This is a genomic window from Bradyrhizobium guangdongense (assembly GCF_004114975.1).
In the GTDB taxonomy this organism is placed as follows: Bacteria; Pseudomonadota; Alphaproteobacteria; order Rhizobiales; family Xanthobacteraceae; genus Bradyrhizobium; species Bradyrhizobium guangdongense.
In genome coordinates this window covers 4,585,738-4,608,607 of sequence record NZ_CP030051.1, presented here as the reverse complement: position 1 = coordinate 4,608,607, position 22,870 = coordinate 4,585,738, and the positions used below count along the sequence as shown (strand labels likewise).

General features: G+C 64.8%; 25 protein-coding genes and 1 tRNA gene. 16 read left to right on the top strand and 10 right to left on the bottom strand.

Annotation, left to right across the window (positions count from 1 at the left end; translation table 11 throughout):
• On the bottom strand, positions 1–714 hold the full coding sequence (locus X265_RS22115; protein ID WP_128966731.1) for a DNA helicase: 714 nt from the start codon (positions 712–714) through the stop codon (positions 1–3).
• Positions 715–915: 201 nt separating this feature from the next.
• Complete coding sequence (lipB, locus tag X265_RS22110; protein ID WP_128966730.1) at positions 916–1,653, bottom strand: lipoyl(octanoyl) transferase LipB; 738 nt, start codon at positions 1,651–1,653, stop codon at positions 916–918.
• Between the two features lie 112 nt (positions 1,654–1,765).
• Here lipB and X265_RS22105 point away from each other — a divergent pair, with 112 nt between their 5' ends.
• Together X265_RS22105 and X265_RS22100 are read left to right on the top strand one after the other, a co-directional pair.
• Positions 1,766–2,008 carry a FliM/FliN family flagellar motor switch protein gene (locus X265_RS22105; RefSeq protein WP_011088012.1) on the top strand — a complete coding sequence of 81 codons (243 nt, stop codon included), beginning with the start codon at positions 1,766–1,768 and terminating at the stop codon, positions 2,006–2,008.
• A 176-nt stretch (positions 2,009–2,184) separates the two neighbouring features.
• A tRNA-Leu gene (locus X265_RS22100) sits at positions 2,185–2,269 on the top strand.
• Between the two features lie 84 nt (positions 2,270–2,353).
• On the opposite strand, the gene X265_RS22095 is transcribed toward X265_RS22100, so the two are convergent.
• The 3 genes from X265_RS22095 to X265_RS40670 all read right to left on the bottom strand — a co-directional run bounded on the left by X265_RS22095 (position 2,354) and on the right by X265_RS40670 (position 4,271).
• Positions 2,354–3,175 (bottom strand): DUF2182 domain-containing protein, encoded by an 822-nt coding sequence (locus X265_RS22095; protein ID WP_128966729.1) that lies wholly within the window; start codon positions 3,173–3,175, stop codon positions 2,354–2,356.
• Between the two features lie 50 nt (positions 3,176–3,225).
• Positions 3,226–3,855 carry a DUF1326 domain-containing protein gene (locus tag X265_RS22090; RefSeq protein ID WP_128966728.1) on the bottom strand — a complete coding sequence of 210 codons (630 nt, stop codon included), beginning with the start codon at positions 3,853–3,855 and terminating at the stop codon, positions 3,226–3,228.
• 158 nt (positions 3,856–4,013) lie between these two features.
• A complete protein-coding gene (locus X265_RS40670; protein ID WP_164939034.1) occupies positions 4,014–4,271 on the bottom strand; it encodes a hypothetical protein in 258 nt (85 codons plus the stop codon).
• A 239-nt stretch (positions 4,272–4,510) separates the two neighbouring features.
• Between X265_RS40670 and X265_RS22080 the strand changes: the two genes are divergently transcribed.
• On the top strand, positions 4,511–4,885 hold the full coding sequence (locus X265_RS22080; RefSeq protein ID WP_128966727.1) for a hypothetical protein: 375 nt from the start codon (positions 4,511–4,513) through the stop codon (positions 4,883–4,885).
• Positions 4,886–4,895: 10 nt separating this feature from the next.
• On the opposite strand, the gene X265_RS22075 is transcribed toward X265_RS22080, so the two are convergent.
• Both X265_RS22075 and X265_RS22070 read right to left on the bottom strand, forming a co-directional pair.
• On the bottom strand, positions 4,896–6,146 hold the full coding sequence (locus tag X265_RS22075) for a polysaccharide deacetylase family protein (protein WP_128966726.1): 1,251 nt from the start codon (positions 6,144–6,146) through the stop codon (positions 4,896–4,898).
• Positions 6,147–6,326: 180 nt separating this feature from the next.
• Positions 6,327–7,133, bottom strand: coding sequence for a polysaccharide deacetylase family protein (locus tag X265_RS22070; protein ID WP_128966725.1), 807 nt, complete (start codon positions 7,131–7,133; stop codon positions 6,327–6,329).
• Positions 7,134–7,216: 83 nt separating this feature from the next.
• On the opposite strand from X265_RS22070, the gene mgtE reads away from it, so the two are divergent.
• The 4 genes from mgtE (at position 7,217) to X265_RS22050 (ending at position 10,986) form a co-directional block, all read left to right on the top strand.
• On the top strand, positions 7,217–8,638 hold the full coding sequence (gene mgtE, locus X265_RS22065) for a magnesium transporter (RefSeq protein WP_128966724.1): 1,422 nt from the start codon (positions 7,217–7,219) through the stop codon (positions 8,636–8,638).
• 69 nt (positions 8,639–8,707) lie between these two features.
• Positions 8,708–9,019 carry a helix-turn-helix domain-containing protein gene (locus tag X265_RS22060; protein ID WP_128966723.1) on the top strand — a complete coding sequence of 104 codons (312 nt, stop codon included), beginning with the start codon at positions 8,708–8,710 and terminating at the stop codon, positions 9,017–9,019.
• Between the two features lie 142 nt (positions 9,020–9,161).
• Positions 9,162–9,980 carry an aldo/keto reductase gene (locus tag X265_RS22055; protein ID WP_128966722.1) on the top strand — a complete coding sequence of 273 codons (819 nt, stop codon included), beginning with the start codon at positions 9,162–9,164 and terminating at the stop codon, positions 9,978–9,980.
• Positions 9,981–10,029: 49 nt separating this feature from the next.
• Complete coding sequence (locus X265_RS22050) at positions 10,030–10,986, top strand: hypothetical protein (RefSeq protein ID WP_128966721.1); 957 nt, start codon at positions 10,030–10,032, stop codon at positions 10,984–10,986.
• A gap of 847 nt (positions 10,987–11,833) precedes the next feature.
• Here the strand turns inward: X265_RS22050 and X265_RS22040 are convergent.
• On the bottom strand, positions 11,834–12,544 hold the full coding sequence (locus tag X265_RS22040; RefSeq protein WP_128966720.1) for a DUF599 domain-containing protein: 711 nt from the start codon (positions 12,542–12,544) through the stop codon (positions 11,834–11,836).
• Between the two features lie 121 nt (positions 12,545–12,665).
• Here X265_RS22040 and X265_RS22035 point away from each other — a divergent pair, with 121 nt between their 5' ends.
• From X265_RS22035 to X265_RS22015, 5 genes are all read left to right on the top strand, one after another.
• The gene (locus X265_RS22035; protein ID WP_128966719.1) at positions 12,666–13,328 is read left to right on the top strand and encodes a glutathione S-transferase family protein; all 663 of its coding nucleotides are present in this window, start codon (positions 12,666–12,668) and stop codon (positions 13,326–13,328) included.
• Positions 13,329–13,399: 71 nt separating this feature from the next.
• Positions 13,400–13,768 carry a YidB family protein gene (locus tag X265_RS22030; protein ID WP_164938734.1) on the top strand — a complete coding sequence of 123 codons (369 nt, stop codon included), beginning with the start codon at positions 13,400–13,402 and terminating at the stop codon, positions 13,766–13,768.
• Between the two features lie 205 nt (positions 13,769–13,973).
• Complete coding sequence (locus tag X265_RS22025; protein WP_128966717.1) at positions 13,974–14,165, top strand: hypothetical protein; 192 nt, start codon at positions 13,974–13,976, stop codon at positions 14,163–14,165.
• A gap of 156 nt (positions 14,166–14,321) precedes the next feature.
• Positions 14,322–15,302 carry a hypothetical protein gene (locus X265_RS22020; protein ID WP_128966716.1) on the top strand — a complete coding sequence of 327 codons (981 nt, stop codon included), beginning with the start codon at positions 14,322–14,324 and terminating at the stop codon, positions 15,300–15,302.
• A 42-nt stretch (positions 15,303–15,344) separates the two neighbouring features.
• On the top strand, positions 15,345–15,785 hold the full coding sequence (locus tag X265_RS22015; protein ID WP_128966715.1) for a DUF1489 family protein: 441 nt from the start codon (positions 15,345–15,347) through the stop codon (positions 15,783–15,785).
• Here X265_RS22015 and panC read toward each other — a convergent pair.
• Complete coding sequence (gene panC, locus X265_RS22010; RefSeq protein ID WP_128966714.1) at positions 15,782–16,633, bottom strand: pantoate--beta-alanine ligase; 852 nt, start codon at positions 16,631–16,633, stop codon at positions 15,782–15,784. The two genes, X265_RS22015 and panC, sit on opposite strands and share 4 nt — an antisense overlap.
• 256 nt (positions 16,634–16,889) lie before the next feature.
• Between panC and X265_RS22005 the strand changes: the two genes are divergently transcribed.
• From X265_RS22005 to X265_RS21990, 4 genes are all read left to right on the top strand, one after another.
• Complete coding sequence (locus tag X265_RS22005) at positions 16,890–17,813, top strand: division plane positioning ATPase MipZ (protein ID WP_128966713.1); 924 nt, start codon at positions 16,890–16,892, stop codon at positions 17,811–17,813.
• A gap of 342 nt (positions 17,814–18,155) precedes the next feature.
• The gene (locus X265_RS22000; protein ID WP_128966712.1) at positions 18,156–19,016 is read left to right on the top strand and encodes an alpha/beta fold hydrolase; all 861 of its coding nucleotides are present in this window, start codon (positions 18,156–18,158) and stop codon (positions 19,014–19,016) included.
• 155 nt (positions 19,017–19,171) lie between these two features.
• The gene (locus X265_RS21995; protein ID WP_128966711.1) at positions 19,172–19,927 is read left to right on the top strand and encodes a VWA domain-containing protein; all 756 of its coding nucleotides are present in this window, start codon (positions 19,172–19,174) and stop codon (positions 19,925–19,927) included.
• A gap of 55 nt (positions 19,928–19,982) precedes the next feature.
• Positions 19,983–20,708, top strand: a complete 726-nt coding sequence (locus X265_RS21990; RefSeq protein WP_128966710.1) for a DnaJ domain-containing protein — start codon at positions 19,983–19,985, stop codon at positions 20,706–20,708.
• Positions 20,709–20,931: 223 nt separating this feature from the next.
• On the opposite strand, the gene X265_RS21985 is transcribed toward X265_RS21990, so the two are convergent.
• The gene (locus X265_RS21985; protein ID WP_128966709.1) at positions 20,932–22,749 is read right to left on the bottom strand and encodes a D-alanyl-D-alanine carboxypeptidase; all 1,818 of its coding nucleotides are present in this window, start codon (positions 22,747–22,749) and stop codon (positions 20,932–20,934) included.
• Between the last annotated feature and the right edge of the window lie 121 nt (positions 22,750–22,870).

Here is a 22,870-nt window from a genome sequence, read left to right as displayed (position 1 = left end):
TCAGCTTGCGACCCGGAACTGGACTTCTGAATCATTCATGAAGCATGTCTTGTCGAACAGCTTCAGGTCCAGCGGGTTCGGCAGTCTGACATCGCTGAGCTCGGGGCAGGGCTTGGTCGCGGGATCATAGGACCGGTCGATCTGCGAGATGAAGACGATGATCAGCCCGTTGTCGCGTGCGAAGGATTTCAGCGCGCACACCTGCACGGTCAGATCGGGGTTCTCCCGCCTCTGGTCGAGCAGTTGCAGATAGTCGATCACGACGACCGTGCCGCGCGGCGCTGTTGCCATCTGCTTGACGATGTAGTCGGCGCTGATGGCATCGGAGCAATCGACCTCGAAGAGCTCGTCGAATTGCGCAGGCTGGGCGCCGATCGCACGCAGGCGGTCCAGCACGTCCTTCTCGGTGTAGTCGAGCGAGAAGAAGGCCGCGCGATGGCCTGACTTCATCGCCTCCACCGCGAGTTCGAGGCTCATCAAGGTCTTGCCTTGGCCGGGACGCGCGCCGACCAGCACCAGGTCGCCGGGCCTGAACTGCGGAAACAGCTTGTTGGCGGGCGTCAATGCCGCGGCCTTCGCCGCAAGCATGCTCCAGGCGGAAAAGCCTTCCGTCGTGGCGATGCGGTCGAGCGCATCGTGAAGCGGGATGCCTTCCTCGCGGGACAGGCGTTTTGCTTTCCGCTTCAGATGATAGATCGGCGCAGACAGTTTCATCGTCAGAACCTCCTGATGCGAGCAGAAAGCGCAATCCCTCCTTATGCTCAGTGCTCGAACAGTCGGTCCGATGGTCTAGTCGCCCGGCATGAGGTCTGCTTTCCCGGCGGAGGGGGGAGGCGTGGGCGGCACCGGAGGCAAGCGTAGCTGATTCCGCGACCAGCGGTGAAGATGCCTCGCCAGGCTCGAACAGAATAAGTGTCAGGCGGCCGCTTCCGGCAGCAGTGCGCGGGTCGGTCCGAACAGGTCTTCAAACGCCTGCCGGAGCGCGACGTCGACATCTTCCATCGTCACGAGCTGGCCGAGATCGACCAGCGAGGTGACGCCGTAGCGGGGATCGGCGACGCCGCAAGGCACGATACCGGCGAAATGCGACAGCTCCGGCTCGACATTGATCGCGATGCCGTGGAACGAGACCCAGCGCTTCAGCCGCACGCCGATCGCCGCGATCTTGTCCTCGTGCCCATCGCCCTTGTCGGGCCGCTTCACCCAGACGCCGACCCGGTCCTCGCGCCGCTCGCCGCGGATGTTGAAGGCGGCGAGCGTCTTCAGGATCAGCTCCTCCAGGCTCGCGACATAGGCCCGTACGTCCGGCCGGCGGCGCTTGAGGTCGAGCATGATGTAGGCCACCCGCTGGCCGGGGCCATGATAGGTGAGCTGTCCGCCGCGCCCGGTTGCGAACGTCGGGAAGCGGGCGTCGAGCAGGTCGGTCTCCTTGCCTGACGTCCCGGAGGTGTAGAGCGGGGGGTGCTCGAGCAGCCAAACCAGCTCGGGGGCCTCGCCCGCCGCGATCGCCGCGACCCGCGCTTCCATCTCGGCCACCGCTTGCGGATAGGGCACCGGCGCGTTGGAGATTCGCCACTCGACGGGCTCGCCGCCGGCGGCGGAAAACGATGTCAAATCGAGCTGTTGGCGGGAGTTTCGAGGCGGATTAACCATTGGCTAACCATAACGTGGTGATGATCGCAGGCGCAAATGCCAAGTCCTTTGGCGTTGAGTTCCAGGTCTTAAGTCTCAAAGGTCTTAAGTCTCCAGTTGCGGCGGTCTGACAGTGCCCACACTCGATAAAGTCACCGTGGATCTCATGGTCGTGCTCGGGACGACCACCATGCCGATCCACCAAGTATTACGTCTTTCCCGCGGCGCCATCATCGAGCTGGATGCAACCGAGGCTGACGAGGTCAAGGTCCTGGCCAACAATCTGCCGGTAGCCTCGGGCGTCGTGCTCGTCGACCGCAACCGGATCGCGGTCGAGGTCAAGCAGATGCTGCCCAGGACGCCGGGGACGCGGTAGCGCCCCGGGGACGCGGTAGCGCCCGCCCACCTGATAGGGCCGATCCGGGCGGGTGAGACTTTCCTGTCAAGCTTGTGGAATTCAGGGCCTTTGCAGGCTTGTATCCCCCTGATGGATTTGTTAGATCGGCGGCCGCTGATCCGGCCAGCCTCAAGACCTCAGGCCGGTATCTCCTAGCGCTCGTGGCGGAACTGGTAGACGCGCTGCCTTGAGGTGGCAGTGGGTAACACCGTGGGGGTTCGAGTCCCTCCGAGCGCACCAATATTCTCTCATAGAATATTGAAATGGCTCATGGAGTGCTCGCGGACTATCCGTGCTTCGGGGCAATTGCTGAGCGGTCGCTCATCACTGCGGTAAGACCAGCAGCAGCCAGGCGCCCGCGGCCACGCATGCAAGGCCGGCGGCGCGCGCGATCCATCGTCCCACCGGGATGAGTTTCTCCAAGAGAACGAGCAGCGCCAGGAGCGCAATCCAAAGCACGTTCATTACCCCGCCCACGAACAGAAGCGCCATCAAAGCCCAGCAGCAGCCCACACAATAGCCGCCGTGCCGCAACCCCAGCAGCAGGCAGCCTCGTGGGCTGTCGCGAAAGCCGCCGTGGCGCATCAGGAACGTGAACGGCGACTGACATTGGGCGAGGCAGACCTCCTTGAGCGGTGTCCATTGATAGATTCCCGCCGCGATCAGCACGATTGCGCCGAGCAGGTTGCTCACCATCACCATCCGGGAATCCAGGAGGGCTGCCCGCTCGGTCATCCATTGGAGCAAGGTGGCTGCCAGCGAGAAGCCGCTCCAGGCGAGGAGATAGCCGGCCGCAAACCACCCGGTCGCGGCGAACGGCTTGCCCTGCGCCTTGCCCCGTCGGCCGACGCGGGCGTACATCAAAATCATGGGCGCTGCCGAGGGCGCCATCATTCCGACCATCATCACCGCCCACATCACGAACACATAGGCGAACTCGATCGCTCGCCACGGCTCGCTCGCCGGCATCATGATTCCGATCCCGGCCGGGATCATCCGGAAGCCGGTCATGTCCATGCCGCCCATGTCCATGTCGTTGGCGAGCCAGAGCACATAGCTCCAGGCCAGCGCGACAATGATGCCGATGGCGCCGCTGACGACCCAGCGGTCGCGGCGCAGCACGGTTTCCAGGGCGCTGTCTGTCATTTGCGATGGACGTTGCCGGCCTCCTCGCAGGGCCGGTGTCGGAAGCTGCATCAAGTCTGGTTCGACCAGCGGATCGGCGCATAGAGGCCGTTCCTGCCGGAATTATCCCAATGCATGCCGTGATCGCTGAACGTGTTGCCGGCGGCGCCGACCGCCATCACCATCTTGTCGGGGCTCACGGGATGACCGATGTTGGCCCACATTTCGCCGCTCGGATGCATCGTCGGCAACGGATCAACGGACATATGCAAAATACCCGGGATCTCCGCGGATCGGGTCTTGCCGTCGATACGGAACGTGATCGGGACCTTGCGTACGCCCAGATTCTTGCTGATCAGCGGTGCGAACGCGGCCATCGGACCACCGGCGGCGCCGGTAAAGATCGCTGCGAGCGCCTCGGTCTGCCGATCGTCGGCGCGCTGATCGATATAGGCGGCCACCGACCAATCTCCGTCGGCCATCACTCCGGGTGCGTGGAGGATGACCAGGACATTGAGTCCATCCAGCGCGATCTCGCCATAGCGACCGCTTTCGACGTGGAAGATCAAGGGGACGTTGCAGAAGCCCTCGGTCGGTCGCGATGTCAGCGGGGAAGCCGCCGACACGAGGCAGGGACACACGATGTCGCAACTGCAGTTTTCGAAATAGTCACCGGAAAGCTGCCATGGAACATCTGCCATCGCTCTCTCCCGCCAGGTCAATTCGATAGATTTTTCTCGAACGAGCTGCGTGTCGTTGAAAGCTACGCCGGGCAGCGAAGTCCCGCAAGCCGGGAAAAAGCACCGATCGGGTGGAAATGCAGCCGAACCTTTTTGACCATTCCGCCCGAGCGCGCCTCTCAGCCGTATTCCTCGCCGATCCCATATTCCCGATAGATCTCGAGCGGATCGAGCTCGGGAAACAGGCGGCATTTGGCCTGGGCCAGATGCAGGCTCACCGCCGCCGGCTCCTTGCCGTTCGACAGCATCTTGCGGATGTCGTCCATATGTGCGGTCGGCTGGTGCTTGGCCTCGAGCTGCTCGAGCGCGACCAGGGCCGTCGCGAGCGCCTCGGTCAGAACCCAGTCGTCGTGCCCCGTGATTCCCTTCTTCGGCATCGGCAGACCCCAATCCGCAAGACTTCGCCGGTAGCGGTGGCAGCAGTCTACCGTAGCTTCCATCGAATCTCCATCGAGCAGCAATGGGCGGAGTGGCGGCTGGACTAGGGCGCTTCGCGCTCTCGCTTGCATTATGGCGGCGCGTGGCTAAAAGGCGGCGGCGAGCGGGCGATCGTATCTTTGCTGAAACAAAGTTGGCGTAGACGGGCCTCGCGCGACCTCATCCGGCTGGAGCCAGCATGGTCTTTCTAAGCTTCGTCTACCGTTTCCTGACCAATTTCGCATTCATGGCGCTGGTCTATTTCAGCCTGAACTTCATGGAGAAGTACCAGAACCGGGCGGTCCTCGCGATCCTGGTGCTGATCTATGCCGGCATGCGCGCGGCCTCGACGCTGCGGGCGTTCTACTTCTTCCAGAAGATCGAGAAGCTCGAAGCCGAGACCAAGCGGCTTCAGGCGCCGATCAATGACGGCTCGGGCGGGACCATCGCGCGCAAGCAGATCGTGATGGACGTCGCCCGGCTGCGCCGCGACGGCGAGCTCAAGTCCTATATGGACCTGTTCTTCCTCGCGCTGATCGTGCTGCTCTGCGTCGCCGCCATCATGCGGCAGTAACGGCTTCTGTTCAGGCGCGTTTCTTCACGCTGGTGGCAAGGCGGGTCGGGCGGGGCGCCGCGCTCTTGACCTGAGCTGCGTGCGCCGGCGCTGCGTGGGCAGGCGTCCGGCGCGCCTGCATCCTGCTAGCCTTTCCCTTGCCGGCATGCGGCGCCTCGGCCGCCATCGCGAGCCGCGTCGCCGCCCGGCGCGACAAGGTGGTCGACAGCAGCACTTCGACCGAGCCCTCCGGGATTGCGAAGAGATCGCGACCGGGCGCGGGCAGGGTGGCCGCGATATCGGCCTGTGCCATAGTTTTGTGCGGCAGCAATTGTGGCTGGCGAGCGGTCTGGGCGTTGAGATCGGCGAGGTCGGGCGCCGGCAAGGTCGCGGTCTGCGTGAAGACGAAATGCGGCACGACCGGCCAGCGTGCGATCGGCGTCGTCTCCGTCGGCGGATGCAGCAGCCACTCGACCGGCGTGGTCGGCGTCGCCGGCCGGTCGGGCGTCGCGGGCACCACATGCACGATGTGATAGCCGCGCGCCTTCAGCTCGCGGATGATCTTCGGCAGCGCAGCCACGGTGCGGGCCTGGATGTCGTGCAGCAGCAGAATGCCCTTGCCCTTGGCCTCCAGCCGCTGGATCGCGAGCTGGTAGACGCGATCGGGCGAGACGTGCCGCCAGTCGTCCGCCGGGAAGTCGGCGCTCCAGACCTGGATGCCGCGCGAGATCAAATAGTCCTCGACGCCGTCAGCGCGCATAAGGCCGGGAATGCGGAAGACCGGCGCCAGCTTGGATGGGTCCGTCATTGCCGCCGAGGTCCACTCGATGCCGCCGTTGATCTCGGCCTCAGCCTTGTCGATCGGCATCCTGTTCATCGTCAGCGGATGGGTCATGCTGTGCGTGCCGACGGTGTGGCCCGCCGCCACCAGCTTGCGGACGCCTTCCGGATTCGCCTTGGCCTGGCTGCCGATGGTGAAGAAGGTCGCCTTGATGCACTCGCTCGCGAGGATCTCAAGCACCTGATTGGAGTATTTCGGCAGCGGACCGTCGTCGAAGGTGAGGACCACCTCGTGGTCTTTCAGCGGCAGCGTCTCGCGATACTGCATGGTGCCGATGCGCGGATGCTCGCGCGGGTCGACGACGAGGGTGCGGGACGTGCCGAGCGCATCAGGATGACCGGGGCAGTCGGCTGCGAAGGCGGCCGGCGACGCCGCGGTCAACATCCCCAGAAGCAGGACGGTCCACGATCGCGTCCGGATCACAGCACTACTGCCGGTCATGAACCCTGTAAGTCCTCATCTGCGACTGTCGCCACAATTAGGTCGGTGACATCGGGAAACGGTTCAGGCGCAACGACCGTTCCAGCCTCAGCCTCCCCTCAATCCTTGCATGGCGTAGCATGAACAGAGTGTTAATAGGCCTCAGATCACCCCATTTTGGTCAGGCGTGACATTCCGGCATCAATGCGCGTCGGCATTGTTCCGCGCCGTGCCTGCCGGGACCACGTGAACCACGTGAAAGCCGTTCTCTTTGAGGTATCGCAGGAAGGCCGGCATCATGGCGGCCGTGCGCGCCTTGGGATCGTGGAACAGGATGATGCCCTTGCTGGCGGCAGCCACGCGCTCGGTGATCAGCTTCAACTCCTGCTCCGGCGTCATCTCGTTCCAGTCGCTGGCCCACAGATCGGCGCCGAACACGACGATGCCGCGCGACTGGAGCAGGTCGAGCTCGGCCGGCGTCGCTTCGAAATAGGGGAAGCGGAAGAACGGGGTCGACGGTGTCGTGGTCGAGACCCCGTGCAGCGCCATCTCGTCGGCGGCGATGCCGCGGTCGATTTCGCTGCTCGCCTTGCCGGCCGGGATCCTCGCCATGAACGGATGTGAGAAGGTGTGGTGACCGATGGTGTGGCCCTCGCGCGCAATGCGCTTGACCATATCAGGGTGTTCGGCGGCGTGCTGGCCGATCATGAAGAAGGTCGCGCGAACGCATTCCTGCGCCAATGCCGCCAGCACCTTCGACGTCGTCGGCGGATACGGACCGTCGTCGAAGGTCAGCACGACCTCGTGATCGGCGAGCGGCAGCGTCTGCGGAAAGCTCTTCAATCCGACGCGCGGCGTGGTCCTGGCATCGACGCTCAGGACGCGCGAGGTGCCGAGCGCATCCTTGCGCGGGCAGTCCGCGGCCGCGACAGAGCCGATCGTGCCGAGGCAGGCGAGAGCCAGGCCCATCGTGATCGAAGTCCATTTCGGTCGATGCATCTTTGCCATTGCGCTCGCGATTGCCTTGTGGGTATTGCCTGAACCATCGGCCCAGACCACTCGTTCCAACCTGTCAGACGGCGAGGCGCACCATGGATGAACATATGGACGGTGCTCACGCCGCTGAGGCCTCGGTACTCGACCACGTGCCGATGCGCAATGAAGACGGCCAAATCAGGCACGAATTCGTCGAGGAAGTCGCCCATGCGATCGAGGCTGCGGACAGCGCCGCGCTGCGCGCCTGCGTCGCCGAGCTGCACGAGGCCGACCTCGGTGATCTCATTGCGGCGCTGGCGCCCGATAACCGCGTCCGGCTGGTCGAGCTGACCGGCACCGACTTCGACTTCTCCGCGCTGAACGAGGTCGACGAGAGCGTGCGCGAGGAGATCCTCGACGAGCTGCCGCCCGAGACGGTCGCCGAGGGTGTCCGCGAGCTCGAATCCGACGACGCGGTCGAGCTGCTGGAGACCCTCGACGAGGACGAGCAGGAGGAGATCCTCGAGAAGCTGCCGCTCAAGGAGCGCGTCGCGCTCGAGCGAAGCCTGCTGTATCCGGAAAACTCAGCCGGCCGGCGCATGCAGACCGAGTTCATCGCCGTGCCGCAGGATTTCACGGTCGGTCAGGCGATCGACTACATGCGCGATACGCCCGACCTGCCGGACCGCTTCTACGAGATCTATGTCGTCGACAAGGACCAGCACTGGCAGGGCGCGATTCCGCTCGACGTGATCCTGCGCGCGCGCCGCCCGGTGCCGCTCACCGAGCTGACCGATGAGGATCGCCGCCGCGTCTCCGTCCTGGAAGACCAGGAGGAGGTTGCGCGCATGTTCGGCAAGTACAATCTCGTCGCGGCCCCCGTGCTCGACACCCAGGACCGCCTCGTCGGCGTCATCACCGTCGACGACGTGGTCGACGTCATCGAGGAAGAGGCGGACGAGGACCTCAAGGCGCTCGGCGGTGTCACCAGCGACGAAGAGCTGTCGGACACGTTTCTGACCATTGCACGCGGCCGCTTCAACTGGCTGCTGATCAATCTCGCCACCGCCTTCCTCGCGTCCTCCGTGCTCGGCCTGTTCGAAGGCCAGCTCGAACAGATGGTGGCGCTTGCCGTGCTGGCGCCGATCGTGGCGAGCCAGGGCGGCAATGCCGCGACGCAGACCATGACTGTCGCGGTGCGCGCACTTGCCACCCGCGAGCTCGGCTCCTCCAATGCTTGGCGCGTGATCATCCGCGAAACGTTGGTCGGCCTCATCAACGGCGTCGCCTTTGCCGTGATCACGGGCATCGCGGCGGTGGCCTGGTTCAAGATCCCGGGCCTCGGCCTCGTCATCGGCCTTGCGATGATCTGCAACCTCATCGCTGGCGCGCTCGGCGGCATCCTGATCCCGATGGCGCTCGAGCGCGTCAGGGCCGACCCGGCCGTGGCTTCCGGTACATTCGTGACGACAGTGACCGACGTCGTCGGCTTCTTTTCTTTCCTCGGCATCGCGACGCTGTGGTTCGGGTTGAAGTAGGTGGCGTGTCCCGGGCTACTTTAATCCGACCTTAAGCGACCTGCCGCATCATCGCCCGTGCTTGGGGGAATGAGCATGCGGTTGCGGCTGAAGGCGGACGGACGGGTCGTTGAATTGCGGGACGGGCAAGAGTTTCCCGTCCAGCCGGTCCCGCCTGCGGTTGAGAGTCCACCGGCAGAGGCTGGTTCGCTCGCGGTGCGCGATTTGCGCCGGCGTGCCTGCCTCACCCAGATGGAGTTTGCCGCCAAGCTCGGCGTGCCCGTCGAGACCATCCGCAACTGGGAGCAGGGCAAGCGCGCCCCGCGCGGACCCGCCCGGGCCCTGCTGGCTGTGATCGCGCATGCACCCGACACGGTGTTTCAGGCGCTGGCCAAGGCCTGACGTCAAGGCCTGATACCTCCCGTTGACGTTGCGGCCCAAGATCCTCACCCGGGGCCGATGTCGTCCGTTGCACTCTGGCGGACCGGGTCCATAATGACGCCACTGACGAGTCTGGGGACTGCCGCAACAGAGAGGATTCCTCATGCTGTTCGTCGAGGCCAATGGCGCAAAAATCCCGGCGATCGGGCTGGGGACCTGGGAGCTGAGCGGCCGGAGCTGCGCGCGCGTGGTCGAGCAGGCGCTGCGGCTCGGCTATCGTCACATCGATACCGCCCAGGTCTATGACAATGAGCGCGATGTCGGCGATGGCCTGCGCGCCTCCGGCGTCCGCCGCGATGACGTCTTCCTCACCACGAAAGTCTGGACTAACCATTTCGCGCCCCACGATCTCGAGCGGTCGGTCAAGGAAAGTCTGGCGCGCTTGCGGCTTCCCGCCGTCGACCTCGTGCTGCTGCACTGGCCCAATCCGCACGTGCCGCTGGAGGAGACGCTGGGTGCGCTGGCGCATGCCAAGCGCATGGGCCTGACGCGGCACATCGGCGTCTCCAATTTCACGGTGGCGCTGATCGAGCAGGCCGCCGCCCTGTCGAGCGAGCCGCTGGTCTGCAACCAGGTCGAATATCACCCCTACCTGGATCAGGCGAAGGTGAGGGCGGCCTGCGACCAGCACGGGATGGCGCTGGTTGCCTACAGCCCGATCGCCAAGGGCCGCATCAAGTCCGACCAGACGCTCCTGGAAATCGGTCACGCCCATCATAAGACGCCGGCGCAAATCTGCCTGCGCTGGCTGGTGCAGCAGAATGTGTCGGCGATTCCCAGGACCTCACGGGTCGAGCGCCTGTCGGAAAACATCGAGATCTTCGATTTCGAGCTCTCGGATGACGAGATGGGGGCGATCTCCGCGCTGGCCAGCCCCAAGGGCCGCCTGACCGACTTCGGTTTCGCGCCGAAATGGGATTGAGGGGAGCCTGCGGTATGCTAGGAGCAGGCCGGCAACCCAAGATCGGGCGATGGAACTGCGGAAGATCATACGGACGGACATTGCGGCGTCGGCGATTGCACATCTGACGCTGGTGGCGCTGATCATCGTGATCAGCGAGGTCCATCCGTTTCATTCCCTGCCGCCCGAGACCGTGACCGTCGATATCGTCACGCCGGAGCAGGTGAAGCAGGAGGAGGCCAAGGCAGAAGAGAAGGCCGAGGAGAAAGAGAAGCCGCCGGAGCAGCTTCCCGACCTGAGGCTGCCCAAGCTGGATCTCACCGACAAGCCGGATGCGGCGCCGAAGCCTGCGCCGGCCGGTGAGAAGGCGCCGCCGCAGCAGAAGCAGGCCTCGCACGAACCGCAACAGAAACAGCCACAGGCGGCAAAGCAGCAAGAGGCCAACGCACAGCCGCAATCTCAGCAACCCCAAGCGCAGCCGCAGCCGCAGCCGTTTCCATCGCAGGTGCCGCCGCAGCAGCTGCCACCTCAGCCTCAGGCGGCGCAGCAGCCACCTACGGCGATGCCGCAGCCGCAGGCTTCACCCCCGGCCTATCAGGCACCGGAGCCCGACGTTACCGTCAAGTACGGCGTCATGCTCGGCCTGCCGCCCGAATTGCCGCCCGCGCCGAAAGACGCGCCCAAGGATGACGGCGGCGATGCCAAGGATTCCATCGCGGCCAAGCTGCCGCCTGAGGTCATCGCCGAGCTTCGCCGTCACCTGAGGAACTGCTCGAAACTGCCGGCGGGCGTGGCGTCGACCGACGCCGTGCGCATCAAACTGCGTGCGCTGCTCGCCACCGACGGCACGTTGGCGCGGCCGCCGATCCTGATCGAGGCCCCTCCGTCCGCGAAGGGCGTGGCTATCGTGAAATCCGCGATGAGCGCGATGCAGGCCTGCCAGCCCTACAAGATGCTGCCCGTCGACAAATACGCGGAATGGAAGGTGATGGACCTGACGTTCACGCCGCAGGATTTCGGGTCGTAGTCGCCGCAGAGTGCCCGACGGGCAAAACACCGCGGAGGCTGTCAATCCGCTTGCGCAAATATATTCCGCTTTACCGAAATTCGGAAATGACGTATGTGTCGCCCATCCCGGCTTGGTCTTGAGGGGCGATCGTCCATCGTCACGTTCGCGAGCCGGGGATGCGGTGGACGCGGCAGCGTCGGCACGATGGGGTGCGGGCAGGGCGGGTAGTCCCTGTGAGCCCGAAACCTGCGTGGGGACGAACGAGGCTGTTCAGTTCGTTGCGCCAACATTCCTGCAGCGCGTGTGCACACTGCTGCAAGACCCTGTGGCCGGCGAATGCGCGTACGGCAAAACCGTGTGGTCCTGGCCGTCGTAGCTACGGTCAAGCTGTCGCGGAGGTGTGGAGCGCCCAACCGGGTTAACTGCATCGCCAATTCGCGAGGCGAGGGAGGCCAGAGGGAAATCGGCTCCCGGGAGAGCGCGGCATAAGCCGTCAAACCATCGCGCAGGGAAGGCCGAGTGATTGGCACCACCTGTATGCTGCTGTGCGGTCTTTTTGCGCTACATCTTCGCGCAGCAGACCGCGGGTGCGAGGTCAGCACCCGGTCTTCCCTGCGCCCTCTTGGATCAGAGGGCGGAAAGATCAAGCAAAGCTCGGGCGAAATGCGCCGCGAGGGCGCGAAGGCGTGTCTGCGTCTACAAGCTCGCTGTCATCGCCCGGCTTGACCGGGCGATTCAGTACTCCGAGACGGCCGTGATCGAACCGAGAGGCCGCGGCGTACTGGATTCCCCGCCTTCGCGGGGGATGACAGTGTCATGTGGAGAACCGCAGCCCCTCACTCCAACGATGTGGGAGGAGCGGGGCTCAATGACCGTGCGTCGTCGCGCCACCGCCATCAATCGGCGCCATCGCCGCCCAGGCACTGGACGCGAATTGACGCCGCCAGGTCACGATCACCACGGCGGCCGTGGTCACGAACAGCACCCAGGGGCTGACGAACCAGCCGAGATAGCCGAGCGCGAAGAAGAAGGCGCGCTGGCCGCGGTTGAAATGGCGGCCGGCGGATTCGAACACGCGCGAGGTGCGGATCACATGGGCCTCGGCCTCCGGCGTGTCGCGCATCGAGGAAGGCGGCATGCCCCCGAACAGGATGGCGACATAGTTGAACAGGCGATAGGCCCAGGCGAACTTGAAGAAGGCATAGACGCAGATCAGCACGAGCCCGACGCATTTCAGCTCCCACAGCGCCGGCGAGGGGCTGAGGTCGATCGGCAGCTTTGCCAGAATGGTGATGGCGTCGTTGGTCGCATGCAGCAGCGCCAGTGCGCCGCCGAGCGCGAACAGGCTGGTGGAGGCGAAGAAGGCGGTGCCGTTCTGCAGCGAAGCCATGATCTGCATGTCCACCATGCGAGTCTCGCGGTCGAGCAGGCGACGGACCCAGACCTCGCGATACCTGTTCATCCGCGCTGACAGGCTGTCGCGGCCATAGGCGGAATGCTCGAGCGTGACGGCATAGGCCAGCCATTCGATGATGAAGAAGCCGACGGCGGTGATGTCGACCCAGTGCCTGCTCATGTCCGTCTCCTTGCGAGCCGCCACGATTGCCACGCATGGCTGGTAGCAGCAACGATTGATTGGGGGCAGGCGATGGCGTTAAAAGCAGCGCATCCAACAGACCTCCGGAAGGATCGGTGACATGGCAGCGCTCAAGCTCGCGATCGGCAACAAGAACTACTCGTCCTGGTCGATGCGGCCCTGGCTTGCGCTCCGCGCCAACGACATCCCGTTCGTCGAGACCATGATCCCGCTCTACACCGACGATCCCGCCGACAAGGAGCGGATCCTGTCCTTCAGCCGCGCCGGCAAGGTGCCGGTGCTCGTCGACGGCGATATCACGGTGTGGGATTCGCTTGCCATCATCGAGTACATCGCCGAGCGCTATCCGGAGAAGAAGCTGTGGCCCGACGACCTCGCCGCGCGCGCGTTTGCCCGTTCGGTCTGCGCCGAGATGCATTCGGGTTTCATGGCCCTGCGCAGCGAGTGCGGCATGAACCTGCACCGCCCGGTGCGTCCCGTAACGCTGTCGGCGGACGCCAAGGCCAACGTCGCGCGCGTGCAGGAGATCTGGCGCACGTGCCGGACTCGCTACGGCGCCGGCGGGCCGTTTCTGTTCGGCCGCTTCGGCGCGGCGGACGCGATGTATGCTCCCGTCGTCCATCGTTTCCGCACCTATGCGATCGAGGTCACGCCGGAGAACCAGGCCTATATGGACACGATGATGGCGATGCCGGCGTTCCAGGAGTGGACCCGCGATGGGCTCGCCGAAACGCTTGTCATCGAAAAGTTCGAGAACGTGTGAGGCGCCGCTTGACGGCGTGCCGGCTCGCGGCGCTCAATCGAAACGGATACGGCTCAGAAGAGGGGACGGCCATGGGAATTCTGGACTCGCTGGAGAACAACCCCGCACTGCGCAGCGCGCTCGGCCAGCTCGGCGCCGCCGTCCTGCCGGCAGTGCTGAGCGAGGTGATGGGCAACAACAACCAGGGCGGCCTGGGCGCGATCGTCGCCAAGCTCGAGCAGGCTGGCTTTGGCAACCAGGTCAAGTCATGGCTCGGCAACGGCCAGAACCTGCCGATCTCGGCCGACCAGCTCCGCGCCGTGCTCGGCAACGACACCGTCCGTCAGCTCGCCGCGCGCTACAATATCCCGGTCGACCAGCTCGGTGAGATCCTCGCCCAGGAGCTGCCAAAGGCCGTCGATCAGGCGAGTCCGAATGGCCACCTACCTCACGGCGCCTGAGGCCCGGCGGCTCCGGCGGTATCACAGGACCCCCGGTTTCCCACCTATCCTCCTGAGAACGTTGCGGGATTGGCGCATTTGCCATGCCCGCATACCGCTGGCCAAAACGCCGCATCGCGTGCTATAGATCACGCCGGGTTTCAGCCGGTCGTCGCAGTGGGGACTCTGGGCACAACCGGCGCTGTTTGAGTGATGGAGATGGGCGTTGAAGCATAAATTCCCCGTGGGAACGCGCGTATTGTTCACGGCCAGCAACGTCGCGCGTCCGGCTGCGAGTGGCTCATACGAGGTTATTCGCCTGCTGCCGACGGAAGGCGACGACTACCAGTACCGGATCAAGAGCTCGACCGAAGCCTTCGAGCGGGTCGCCAAGGAAAGCCAGCTCGCGCTCTCGTAATGCGCTGACGGCAATACCCACTGACATCGCGGACGAATTTGCTCGGCCCGCCGTCAAAAGGCCCGCTTCACCTCGACAAGGTGGGCCGGGGGCAGTTGCCGGTTCGCGGTGCTCGCTTGACCATCAGCTCTTTGCTCGCGTGAGGGGACGTCGCGCATGAACTGGGCATGGGCCTCGTCGCTCGACCAAATCTGGCGCTCTCCGGCCTTTCCGATGTGGATGACGCTGGCGGCTGCCGGCTTCTTCGGATTGATCCTGCTGATCACGCTCGCGCGTGCCGAAAAATCGGTCGCCAACGGCGCGCTGACCGTCATTACGCTGCTCTCGATCGGCATCGCCGTGGCTGCGACCATGCGAATCTACGGGCCTGCGGCGCCCGAAACCTCGACCGTGGAAGCCCGCACCCAGGCCACGGTCACTGCGACCTTACCGGCGCTGGCCTGCCTCGATGATCTCGCAGGCGATGCCGTGGCGGTTGGTTGTGAGAAGGCGCTGTTCGGCGCGCCCGATGCCGCCGCCGCCGCTGTCGCCTACACCGCCGCGCGGATAGACCGGCTGACTGCGCTCGGCGACGCTGCAACCGCCGACAAGAATTTGACGCTCGACACCAAGGTGCTGCGCAAGGCGCTGGAGCGTGACCGCTATGGCCTCGTGGCCCAGGTGCTGGTTGCGCGCGATGGCTGCACTCAGTTCGATTGCGCCGCGTTCCGTTCGCTGACGGATCAGCAGCAGGTCGCTGCCAACATGGATTCTCATCTCTATGATCAGTTGGTCGCGCGCTATGCGCCGACCTGGAATACGCCCGCGGCAATGCCGGGAGCGCTGCCCGCCAACCCGATCGCCGTGCTGCCGCCATCGACGCCTACGGGCAAGCCGACCAATGCCGAGTTTCCGAGCGCCGCGTCGACCCCGCCGGTGAGCATCATGAATCCGGAGCCACCGACAGCGGCTACGCGCCAGGCGCCCGCCGCCAATGCGGCCGCAGCGCCGGCGCCACGTGCTACCGCTGCGACCTCGGCAGCTCCTGCTGCCAAGAAGCCTCCCGCGCCGAAGGCTGCACGTGCCGCGCCCGCCGCCCCGGTTCCGCTGGCTCCGCCGCCGCCGGCCTCGGCTCCCGCGGCTGCGGATAACGACTAGTTCGGCTTTGAAAAGCTGCGCATGGCCCGCTAATGCTGGGCCATGCCACTCCATCTGATCAAGCTCGCCGTCGGCTGCGACTCCGTCAAGGAATTGAAGGGGTGGATCGCCGAACGGATGCAGACGGCCAAGAAAAAAGGCCTGCCGCAACACCACGTCCACGTCACCCGTATGGTGCCCAAGCGCGACGCCGAGATTCTGGCGGGCGGATCGCTCTATTGGGTCATCAAGGGTGAGATCGCCGCGCGCGAAAAGATCATTGGCATCGAGCCGTTCCGCGACAAGGACGGCATCGGTCGCTGCCGCATCGTGATGCAGCCGAAGGTCATCTCGGTGTCGCCGCGGCCGATGCGCCCGTTCCAGGGCTGGCGCTATCTCACCGACGATTCCGTGCCGCCCGATCTCGGCAGGTCGGCGGCAGGCACCATCGCGGCGATGCCGGAGCCGATGCGGCGCGAGCTGCGCGATCTCGGGCTGCTCTAAACCGCGATATTGTCGATCAGCCGTGTGCCGCCGAGCTTGGCCGCAACCAGGATTCGCAGCGGGCCGTCCTCGCGCGAGGTGACCGGCGCCAGCGTCGCGGCATGGCGCGCCTCGAAATAGTCGAGCGCAAAGCCGGCCGCCTTGATGATCTCGGCGCCGCGCGCCATCGCGCCTGCGATGGCTTCGCCGGCCTGGATCCGGCGAGCGCTGTCCTTCATGGCGCGGTAGAGGGTGGTGGCTGTCTGGCGCTCCTCGGCCGAGAGGTAGACGTTCCGCGAGGACATCGCGAGCCCGTCGCGCTCGCGCACGGTGCGGGAGCCGATCACCTTGACGCCGAGATCGAGATCGCGCGCCATCTGCGTCACCACGCGAAGCTGCTGGAAGTCCTTCTCGCCGAAGATCGCGACATCGGGCCGGCATTGCGTGAACAGCTTGCCCACGACGGTTGCGACACCGCCGAAGAAGTGCGGCCGGAAGCGGTCCTCGAGGCCGGCCAGGGCCGGCCCTTCCGGGACGATCCGCGTCGCGAAGCCTTCCGGATACATCGCTTCGACGCGGGGATGCCAGACGATGTCGACGTCCTCTGCCGCGAGCTTGGCGATGTCGGACTTCCAGGTCCGGGGATAGGCGCCGAAATCCTCTGACGGTGCGAACTGGGTCGGGTTGACGAAGATCGAGACCACGACGCGACTCGCGCGCCGCTTGGCGAGGCGCACCAGCGACACATGGCCGTCATGGAGCGCCCCCATGGTCGGAACCAGCGCGATCGTGGCCTTTCGTTTGCGAAGATCGTCGACGGCGCGTCGCAAGGCAGGCACCGTGCGGGTGATCAAGGGGCTTGGTGACATCAGGACTCGGCAAGGTTGGGGGCGCGGACGGCTAACCTTAACAAGCGGCGGTCGTGGACGCCAAGCATCGACATCAGGCACAGAATCGTCCGCAGCGATTATGTCGCGCCGTTGTGAGCTGGATGACAGGCGCGACGTCGCGACACGATTCATAATGATGACCTGTGCATTCTGATTTCGTCATCCTGTCACGCATTTCACTTGACCGAAGACGCGGCCAACTCGAAGATATTGTTCAGGGGTGTTGAGGATCGCCATGCTTGTGCAGGCCAGCCAAAGCCAATCCGGCTCGGCGCACGTCGTCGTACTCGGCAATGAGAAGGGCGGCTCCGGCAAATCCACCACCGCTCTGCATATCGCGGTTGCGCTCCTGAAGGCCGGCCAGCGCGTCGCCACCATCGATCTCGACTGCCGCCAGCAAAGCTTCACCCGCTATATCAACAACCGATCCGCCTGGGCCCGCCGCACCAAGCTCGACCTCGAATTACCGGCGCATCGCTGCATCAAGCTCGGCGAGACCATGCAGATCGCCGAAAATGAGAATTCCGAGTTCCAGCAATTCATGGAGGCGGTCTCGGCGGTCGAGAGCAGCTTCGACTTCATCGTGATCGATACCCCGGGCACCGACAGCTACCTGATGCGGCTCGCCCATTCGATGGCCGACACACTGGTCACGCCGATCAACGATAGCTTCCTCGATTTCGACGTGCTCGGCACCGTCGATCCCGCCAACTATGCCGTGACGGGTGAGAGCCATTACGCGGAGATGGTGCGCGACGTCAGGCGGAAGCGCCGCCAGCTCGACGGCTCGACCACCGATTGGATCGTCGTCCGCAACCGCCTGTCGATGCTCGGCTCCCGCAACAAGCAGCTCGCCGCCGAGGGGTTGAAGGATCTGTCGCTCCGGCTCGGCTTCCGCTACGTCGACGGCTTCGCCGAACGCGTCGTCTATCGCGAGTTCTTCCCGCGGGGCCTGACGGCGCTGGACGAGATCGACGAGGCGACGCTCGGGATGCGGCCCAATCTCGGCCATCTCACTGCACGCGAAGAGGTCACGAGCCTGCTTCGCCAGCTGAAGCTGCCGCTCGATGAACGCGGACGGCGCCGTGCGGCAAATCGCGCCGAATGGTTCAACCAGGTGGATAAGCCTCTCGAGGTCCACGACATCCTCGGCGCATAGGCGGTACGTCGCTACTTCTGGTCGTTCATGGCAGCCGGTTCCCGCCGGAACCGGGCGCACCCGAAGTCGTTTTCACCGGACATCACCGCGAAATTGAACCCGGAAGCGGCGGGTTGCGTCGGATGGTGGTCTGCATCCGAACGTGGCGGTATCAGAACAGGGTGCTCACGAAACGTGTGCGCCGCACAACGAAAGGGCTGCCGGATCACAATATTTAGCCTTCCTGTCACGCGCCTGTGACATATATTAGGGAATAGGCGCGAAGGAGCCGAAGAGCTCCTCGAACAACACGATTTTCAACAGGGATCAGGTCGGTCGAAAGACCTGAGGCTGAGGACGAAAATGAAGCGTGGAATTGCCGTTCTGGTTTCTGTCGGAGCCCTCTGCGGTGTCGCTTATTTCACGGCGAGCAAGTGGGCCATCAAGCACGAGACCATCACCTTCTACGACGCTTCACGCGATAATCGTCCCGTGCCTGTCGACATCGCGGTTCGTCGCGACAAGGAAATGCAGGCCAATGCCGGCATGATTACCCTGCCGGTCGCCGTTATCAACCACGGCAATACCGTCAAGAACACCGAGTACGGCTTCCTGGCCAACGTCTTTGCAGCGCGGGGCTATCTCGTGGTCAGCCCGCAGCACGATCTGCCCACCGATCCGCCCATGGTGACCAAGCCCGGGGAGCTTTATGTCGGCCGCCTGCCGCAGATCCTGCGCGGTGTCGCCAACATTCATCTTGCAATGCAGGAAATGAGGAAGGTTCAGCCCAACGCGGATTACAGCCGGGTGACGATGGTCGGCCACTCAATGGGCGGCGACATCACGATGTATTTCGCCAAGCAGTATCCGGACGAGGTCAAGAAAGTCGTGACGCTGGATAATCTCCGCGTGCCGTTCGTGACCGCCGGCAAGTTCAAGATCCTGTCGTTCCGTTCTCATGATCCGCAGTTCAAGACCGATCCGGGCGTGATCCCCACCGACGAGGAATGCGAGAAGGCCGGTATTCAGGTCGTGAAGACGGACTTCCAGCACAACGACATGCGCGACACCGGTCCGGACGACGCCAAGAATTCGATCCAGGGCATGCTCGATAAATTCCTCAGCGACACCGACAGCGCCATCGCGCCGGTCGACACCACTTCGGCTCCGCCCAAAATCCTGGAGCCCGGTCCAGTCGCCCTGATGGCGCCCGCGAAAAGTTGATCCGAAGAAGAGCTGCTCCGAAAAAGCGCTGACCCATTCGGCCATAGTTGGAAACTTCAAAAGCCTCCGCCGGCTGCCGCCCGCGGAGGCTTTGTGCATTGACCGGGAAGGGCACGCTATCCACATTGGGAGCGCGAGCCCAAGTGTGACCTCAGATGCCCGGCGATCCCATCAAACCGCGCGATCATGATGCTGTGTCGGCGAGGACCGAAAGCGACGCCACGTTGCCGCAGGCAAAGACGTCGAGTTCGGCGGACGTCGCGGCCTTCGTCGCCAAGGCGCGTGCGCTGTCGCCGCATGCACCCGGCGCGAAGGGCCGCTTGATCTTTGCGCTGGATGCGACGATGAGCCGGCAACCGACCTGGGACATGGCCTGTGCGCTTCAGGCCGACATGTTTCGCGAGGCTGCGGCGCTCGGAAGTCTCGATATCAGGCTTGTCTACTACCGCGGCTACAACGAATGCCGTGCCACCGGGTGGATTTCCGACAGTGGCAAGCTCGCGGCGCTGATGAGCAAGATCGATTGCCGTGGCGGCGACACCCAGATCGGCAGGGTGCTGACCGACGCGCGGCGCGAGGCGGTCGAATCGGGCGTGCGTGCCGTGGTCTTCGTTGGCGACGCCATGGAGGAGAAGGTCGACGCGCTCTGTGCCAAGGCCGGCGAGCTCGGCATGTTGAAAGTGCCGGTGTTCCTGTTCCAGGAGGGCCATGATGTGCGCGCCGAGCAGACGTTTCGGGAGATCGCGCGTCTGACCGGGGGCGCCTGGTGCCGGTTCGATCCAGGCGCGGCGGCGCAACTGCGCGATCTGTTGCGGGCCGCCGCAGCCTATGCTGCCGGGGGCCGTGAGGCGCTGCTGAGGCTGGCGAAGACGGCAAGCGGTGCGGCGCAGCTGATTGGACAGATGAAGTAGCAGCTCAACCGTCCAGCGCCATGCAATTTGCCGGAAGGGCGGCTATATTCCGGAAATGACTCTGATCGCCGGCGTCGTCGCCGTTATCACACTCTATCTGTTGCTCCAGATGTTCCGCGCCGCCAACCCGGCGGTGCTGGCGCGCGCTATCAAGCTCGGCGGAGGTGTGGTCGCACTCGCAGTGGCCGCCTTCACCGGGTTGAGGGGTGAGTTGGCGGTCGCGATTCCGCTCGGGATATTCGGTGCCGGACTGCTCGGCTGGACGCCGCTGGCCAATGCGGGGTTCGGCAATTTGGGCGGTCTATTCGGCGGTGGCGCAACACGCCCATCCGGACAGAGCTCGCGCGTGCGCTCGCAGTTTCTGGACATGCGGCTTGATCACGACTCCGGCCAGCTCTCGGGCCAGATCGTCGCCGGGCCCCACGCGGGGCGCAATCTCGACGAGTTCGATCTTGCAGGCCTGCTGGCGATGGTCCCGGCATTCGACGCCGAGAGCGTGGCCTTACTTGAAAGCTATCTGGACCGCCGGTTTCCCGCTTGGCGTCAGAACGCGCAGGGCGATGCGGCAGGGGGGCAGCGCCGCACGGCGGCGAGCGGCAAAATGACGACGGAGGAAGCCTATCAGATCCTTGGCTTGCAGCCGGGAGCGGGGCGCGACGACATCAGCCGGGCGCACAAGTCCCTCATGAAGAAACTGCATCCCGACCAAGGGGGGTCGACGTACCTCGCTGCCCGTGTAAACGAGGCCAAGGATACTCTGCTTCGTACGCATAACGGCTAACTCCGGCACCACGCCACAAACGCCCGTACCGCGTAAGCTCCGCTTGCTCTGTTTGCTGTTGCCCGATGCCCGCCATTGTCGGCGTGGTCGATCCCTTGAGCAAAGTCTTAACCGTAAATTCTTGACGAGAGGTTGTCGCGGAACGGCCATCGGCGCCACCGCGTCCCAAAAACAAAAATGCCCGCGCAAGGCGCGGGCATTTTGCTGGGAAGGGGCTGAGAGATCAGTTGCGGACCGTCATGCAGGAGATGTCGGCGCGCTTCAGCATCCGGCACACCGCTTCGGCCTGGTCCCGCTCGAGCCCGGCAAAGCGGGCCCGGTAGAGCTTGCGGTTATCCCTGGCGACGACAGGCTCGGTGAACGGATCGGCCTTGCTGAGCAGGCCACGGGCCGAGCTGCGGGCCGCTTCAATGCGCTGCTGCGCTTCGCTTTCGCTCTCGAGCGCGCCAACCTGGACGATCCAGCCGCTATGGGTGACGACCGGTTTGGTGGGGGCGCTCATCTGGATCGGCTGCGGGGCCGGATCGGCGGAGGCAAGCTTGGCGACTGGGGCGGGCGCCGGTGCAGCGGCGGTGGCCGCCGGCAGCACGCCGAGGATGCCGTTGCCGGTGCCGAAGCCCACCGGCTGGTGCGGCAATTCGGCTCGGGCGACATCGGCCTTGACCGGCTCCGGCTTGTTGATCATGTCGGCCTTGGCAACGACCGCGCCGGAGGTTTCCGCGACGTCGGGACGGGGCGAAATCGTGCTGGTGACTTGCGGCGCAACCTGCGTCGGGGCGGCAGACGCGACCTTCACCGCACCAGCCTTGACCTGAACCGTCTTGACCCGCACGGGCTTCATCGGCTCGGACGAACCCGGGATCAGGGAGAGCGGCTGGCTGGTGATCACGCCGCTGGTAAGCGGCGCGGGCTCAATCTTGGATTCCGTGGCCTTGGCTTCTGGCTTGGGCTGCACCGGCGGCATCGCGGCGGTCGCAGCGGCAAGCGTCGCCAGACGCGAGGGACGCGGCGCGGCTGCCTCGGGGGCAGGAGCGGCCGCGACCTGAACCGGGGGAACGGGACGGGCCGAGGTCTCCGAAGCATCGGCCACCTCGGTGCTGGCCTCAGCGCTGTTTCGCTCGGTCACTGCGGCAACAGTGTGGGTGGTTGCGCCCTTGTCGAGGTTCTCCGCAAGCAGGTTGCGCATGATGGCATCGCGCGAGCCGCCGCTGCGGCCGCCCAGCACCACACCGATGAGATGGCGGTTGCCGCGGCGTATCGACGTCACGAGATTGAAGCCGGAAGCTCGGGTGTAGCCGGTCTTGATGCCGTCGACGCCCTCGACGCTGCCGAGCAGGTGATTGTGGTTGCGGATCTGCTCGCCACGCCAGGTGAACGAGGTAGTCGAGAAATAACGATAGTAGCGCGGGAAGCGCTCCTGGATCGCGCGGCCGAGCGTCGCCTGGTCGCGCGCCGTGGTGACCTGCTCGTCGTTGGGAAGGCCGTTGGCGTTGCGGTAGACCGTCTTGGACATGCCGAGCGCGCGCGCCTTGCGCGTCATCATCGCGGCAAAATCGTCCTCGTCGCCGGCGATCGCTTCCGCAATCACCACGGCCGCGTCGTTGGCCGAGCGGGTGACAAGACCCTTGATCGCGTCCTCGACGCGGATGGTCTGGCCGGCGCGCAGATTGAGCTTGGTCGGGTCCTGGTCGGCGGCATGCTGGGATACCGGCATCTCGGTATCAAGCTTCATCTTGCCGGACTCGAGGCGCTCGAACAGCAGGTAGAGCGTCATGATCTTGGTGAGCGAGGCGGGATGGCGCAGCCCGTCGGGGCTGGTTGCCTGCAGCACCGCGCCGGAATTGCCGTCGACGATGATCGAGGCGAATTGCGGGCTGTAGCTCTCGGAGACGTCGCGATGCACCCGATGGTGCGCGTAATGGCGTCGGTAGCGCCGCGCGTCGGCCGCATCGGTCGTCACAATGACCGCCGCGGTGACCGTGAGAAGTCCGAAAACGCCAACCCGCGCCAAGCGCGAGGAAGACCACTTGTTACGAAGCATGGAACCCCGTCCCCGTTTGTGACTTGATCACCGGCTCGTGAGGCGAAATTGTGCCCTGCTGACCCGGGATCATTACCTGCTCAGGCTGTCCCTCCGCTGGTGCTCACTGCGGGGGACGTTG

Bases quoted from the DNA above. Each gene is read 5' to 3' on its own strand.
- X265_RS22115 (WP_128966731.1), bottom strand. From the start codon at position 714: ATGAAACTGTCTGCGCCGATCTATCATCTGAAGCGGAAAGCAAAACGC.
- lipB (WP_128966730.1), bottom strand. From the start codon at position 1,653: ATGGTTAATCCGCCTCGAAACTCCCGCCAACAGCTCGATTTGACATCG.
- X265_RS22095 (WP_128966729.1), bottom strand. From the start codon at position 3,175: ATGACAGACAGCGCCCTGGAAACCGTGCTGCGCCGCGACCGCTGGGTC.
- X265_RS22090 (WP_128966728.1), bottom strand. From the start codon at position 3,855: ATGGCAGATGTTCCATGGCAGCTTTCCGGTGACTATTTCGAAAACTGC.
- X265_RS40670 (WP_164939034.1), bottom strand. From the start codon at position 4,271: ATGCCGAAGAAGGGAATCACGGGGCACGACGACTGGGTTCTGACCGAG.
- X265_RS22080 (WP_128966727.1), top strand. From the start codon at position 4,511: ATGGTCTTTCTAAGCTTCGTCTACCGTTTCCTGACCAATTTCGCATTC.
- X265_RS22075 (WP_128966726.1), bottom strand. From the start codon at position 6,146: ATGACCGGCAGTAGTGCTGTGATCCGGACGCGATCGTGGACCGTCCTG.
- X265_RS22070 (WP_128966725.1), bottom strand. From the start codon at position 7,133: ATGGCAAAGATGCATCGACCGAAATGGACTTCGATCACGATGGGCCTG.
- mgtE (WP_128966724.1), top strand. From the start codon at position 7,217: ATGGATGAACATATGGACGGTGCTCACGCCGCTGAGGCCTCGGTACTC.
- X265_RS22060 (WP_128966723.1), top strand. From the start codon at position 8,708: ATGAGCATGCGGTTGCGGCTGAAGGCGGACGGACGGGTCGTTGAATTG.
- X265_RS22055 (WP_128966722.1), top strand. From the start codon at position 9,162: ATGCTGTTCGTCGAGGCCAATGGCGCAAAAATCCCGGCGATCGGGCTG.
- X265_RS22050 (WP_128966721.1), top strand. From the start codon at position 10,030: ATGGAACTGCGGAAGATCATACGGACGGACATTGCGGCGTCGGCGATT.
- X265_RS22040 (WP_128966720.1), bottom strand. From the start codon at position 12,544: ATGAGCAGGCACTGGGTCGACATCACCGCCGTCGGCTTCTTCATCATC.
- X265_RS22035 (WP_128966719.1), top strand. From the start codon at position 12,666: ATGGCAGCGCTCAAGCTCGCGATCGGCAACAAGAACTACTCGTCCTGG.
- X265_RS22030 (WP_164938734.1), top strand. From the start codon at position 13,400: ATGGGAATTCTGGACTCGCTGGAGAACAACCCCGCACTGCGCAGCGCG.
- X265_RS22020 (WP_128966716.1), top strand. From the start codon at position 14,322: ATGAACTGGGCATGGGCCTCGTCGCTCGACCAAATCTGGCGCTCTCCG.
- X265_RS22015 (WP_128966715.1), top strand. From the start codon at position 15,345: ATGCCACTCCATCTGATCAAGCTCGCCGTCGGCTGCGACTCCGTCAAG.
- panC (WP_128966714.1), bottom strand. From the start codon at position 16,633: ATGTCACCAAGCCCCTTGATCACCCGCACGGTGCCTGCCTTGCGACGC.
- X265_RS22005 (WP_128966713.1), top strand. From the start codon at position 16,890: ATGCTTGTGCAGGCCAGCCAAAGCCAATCCGGCTCGGCGCACGTCGTC.
- X265_RS22000 (WP_128966712.1), top strand. From the start codon at position 18,156: ATGAAGCGTGGAATTGCCGTTCTGGTTTCTGTCGGAGCCCTCTGCGGT.
- X265_RS21995 (WP_128966711.1), top strand. From the start codon at position 19,172: ATGCCCGGCGATCCCATCAAACCGCGCGATCATGATGCTGTGTCGGCG.
- X265_RS21990 (WP_128966710.1), top strand. From the start codon at position 19,983: ATGACTCTGATCGCCGGCGTCGTCGCCGTTATCACACTCTATCTGTTG.
- X265_RS21985 (WP_128966709.1), bottom strand. From the start codon at position 22,749: ATGCTTCGTAACAAGTGGTCTTCCTCGCGCTTGGCGCGGGTTGGCGTT.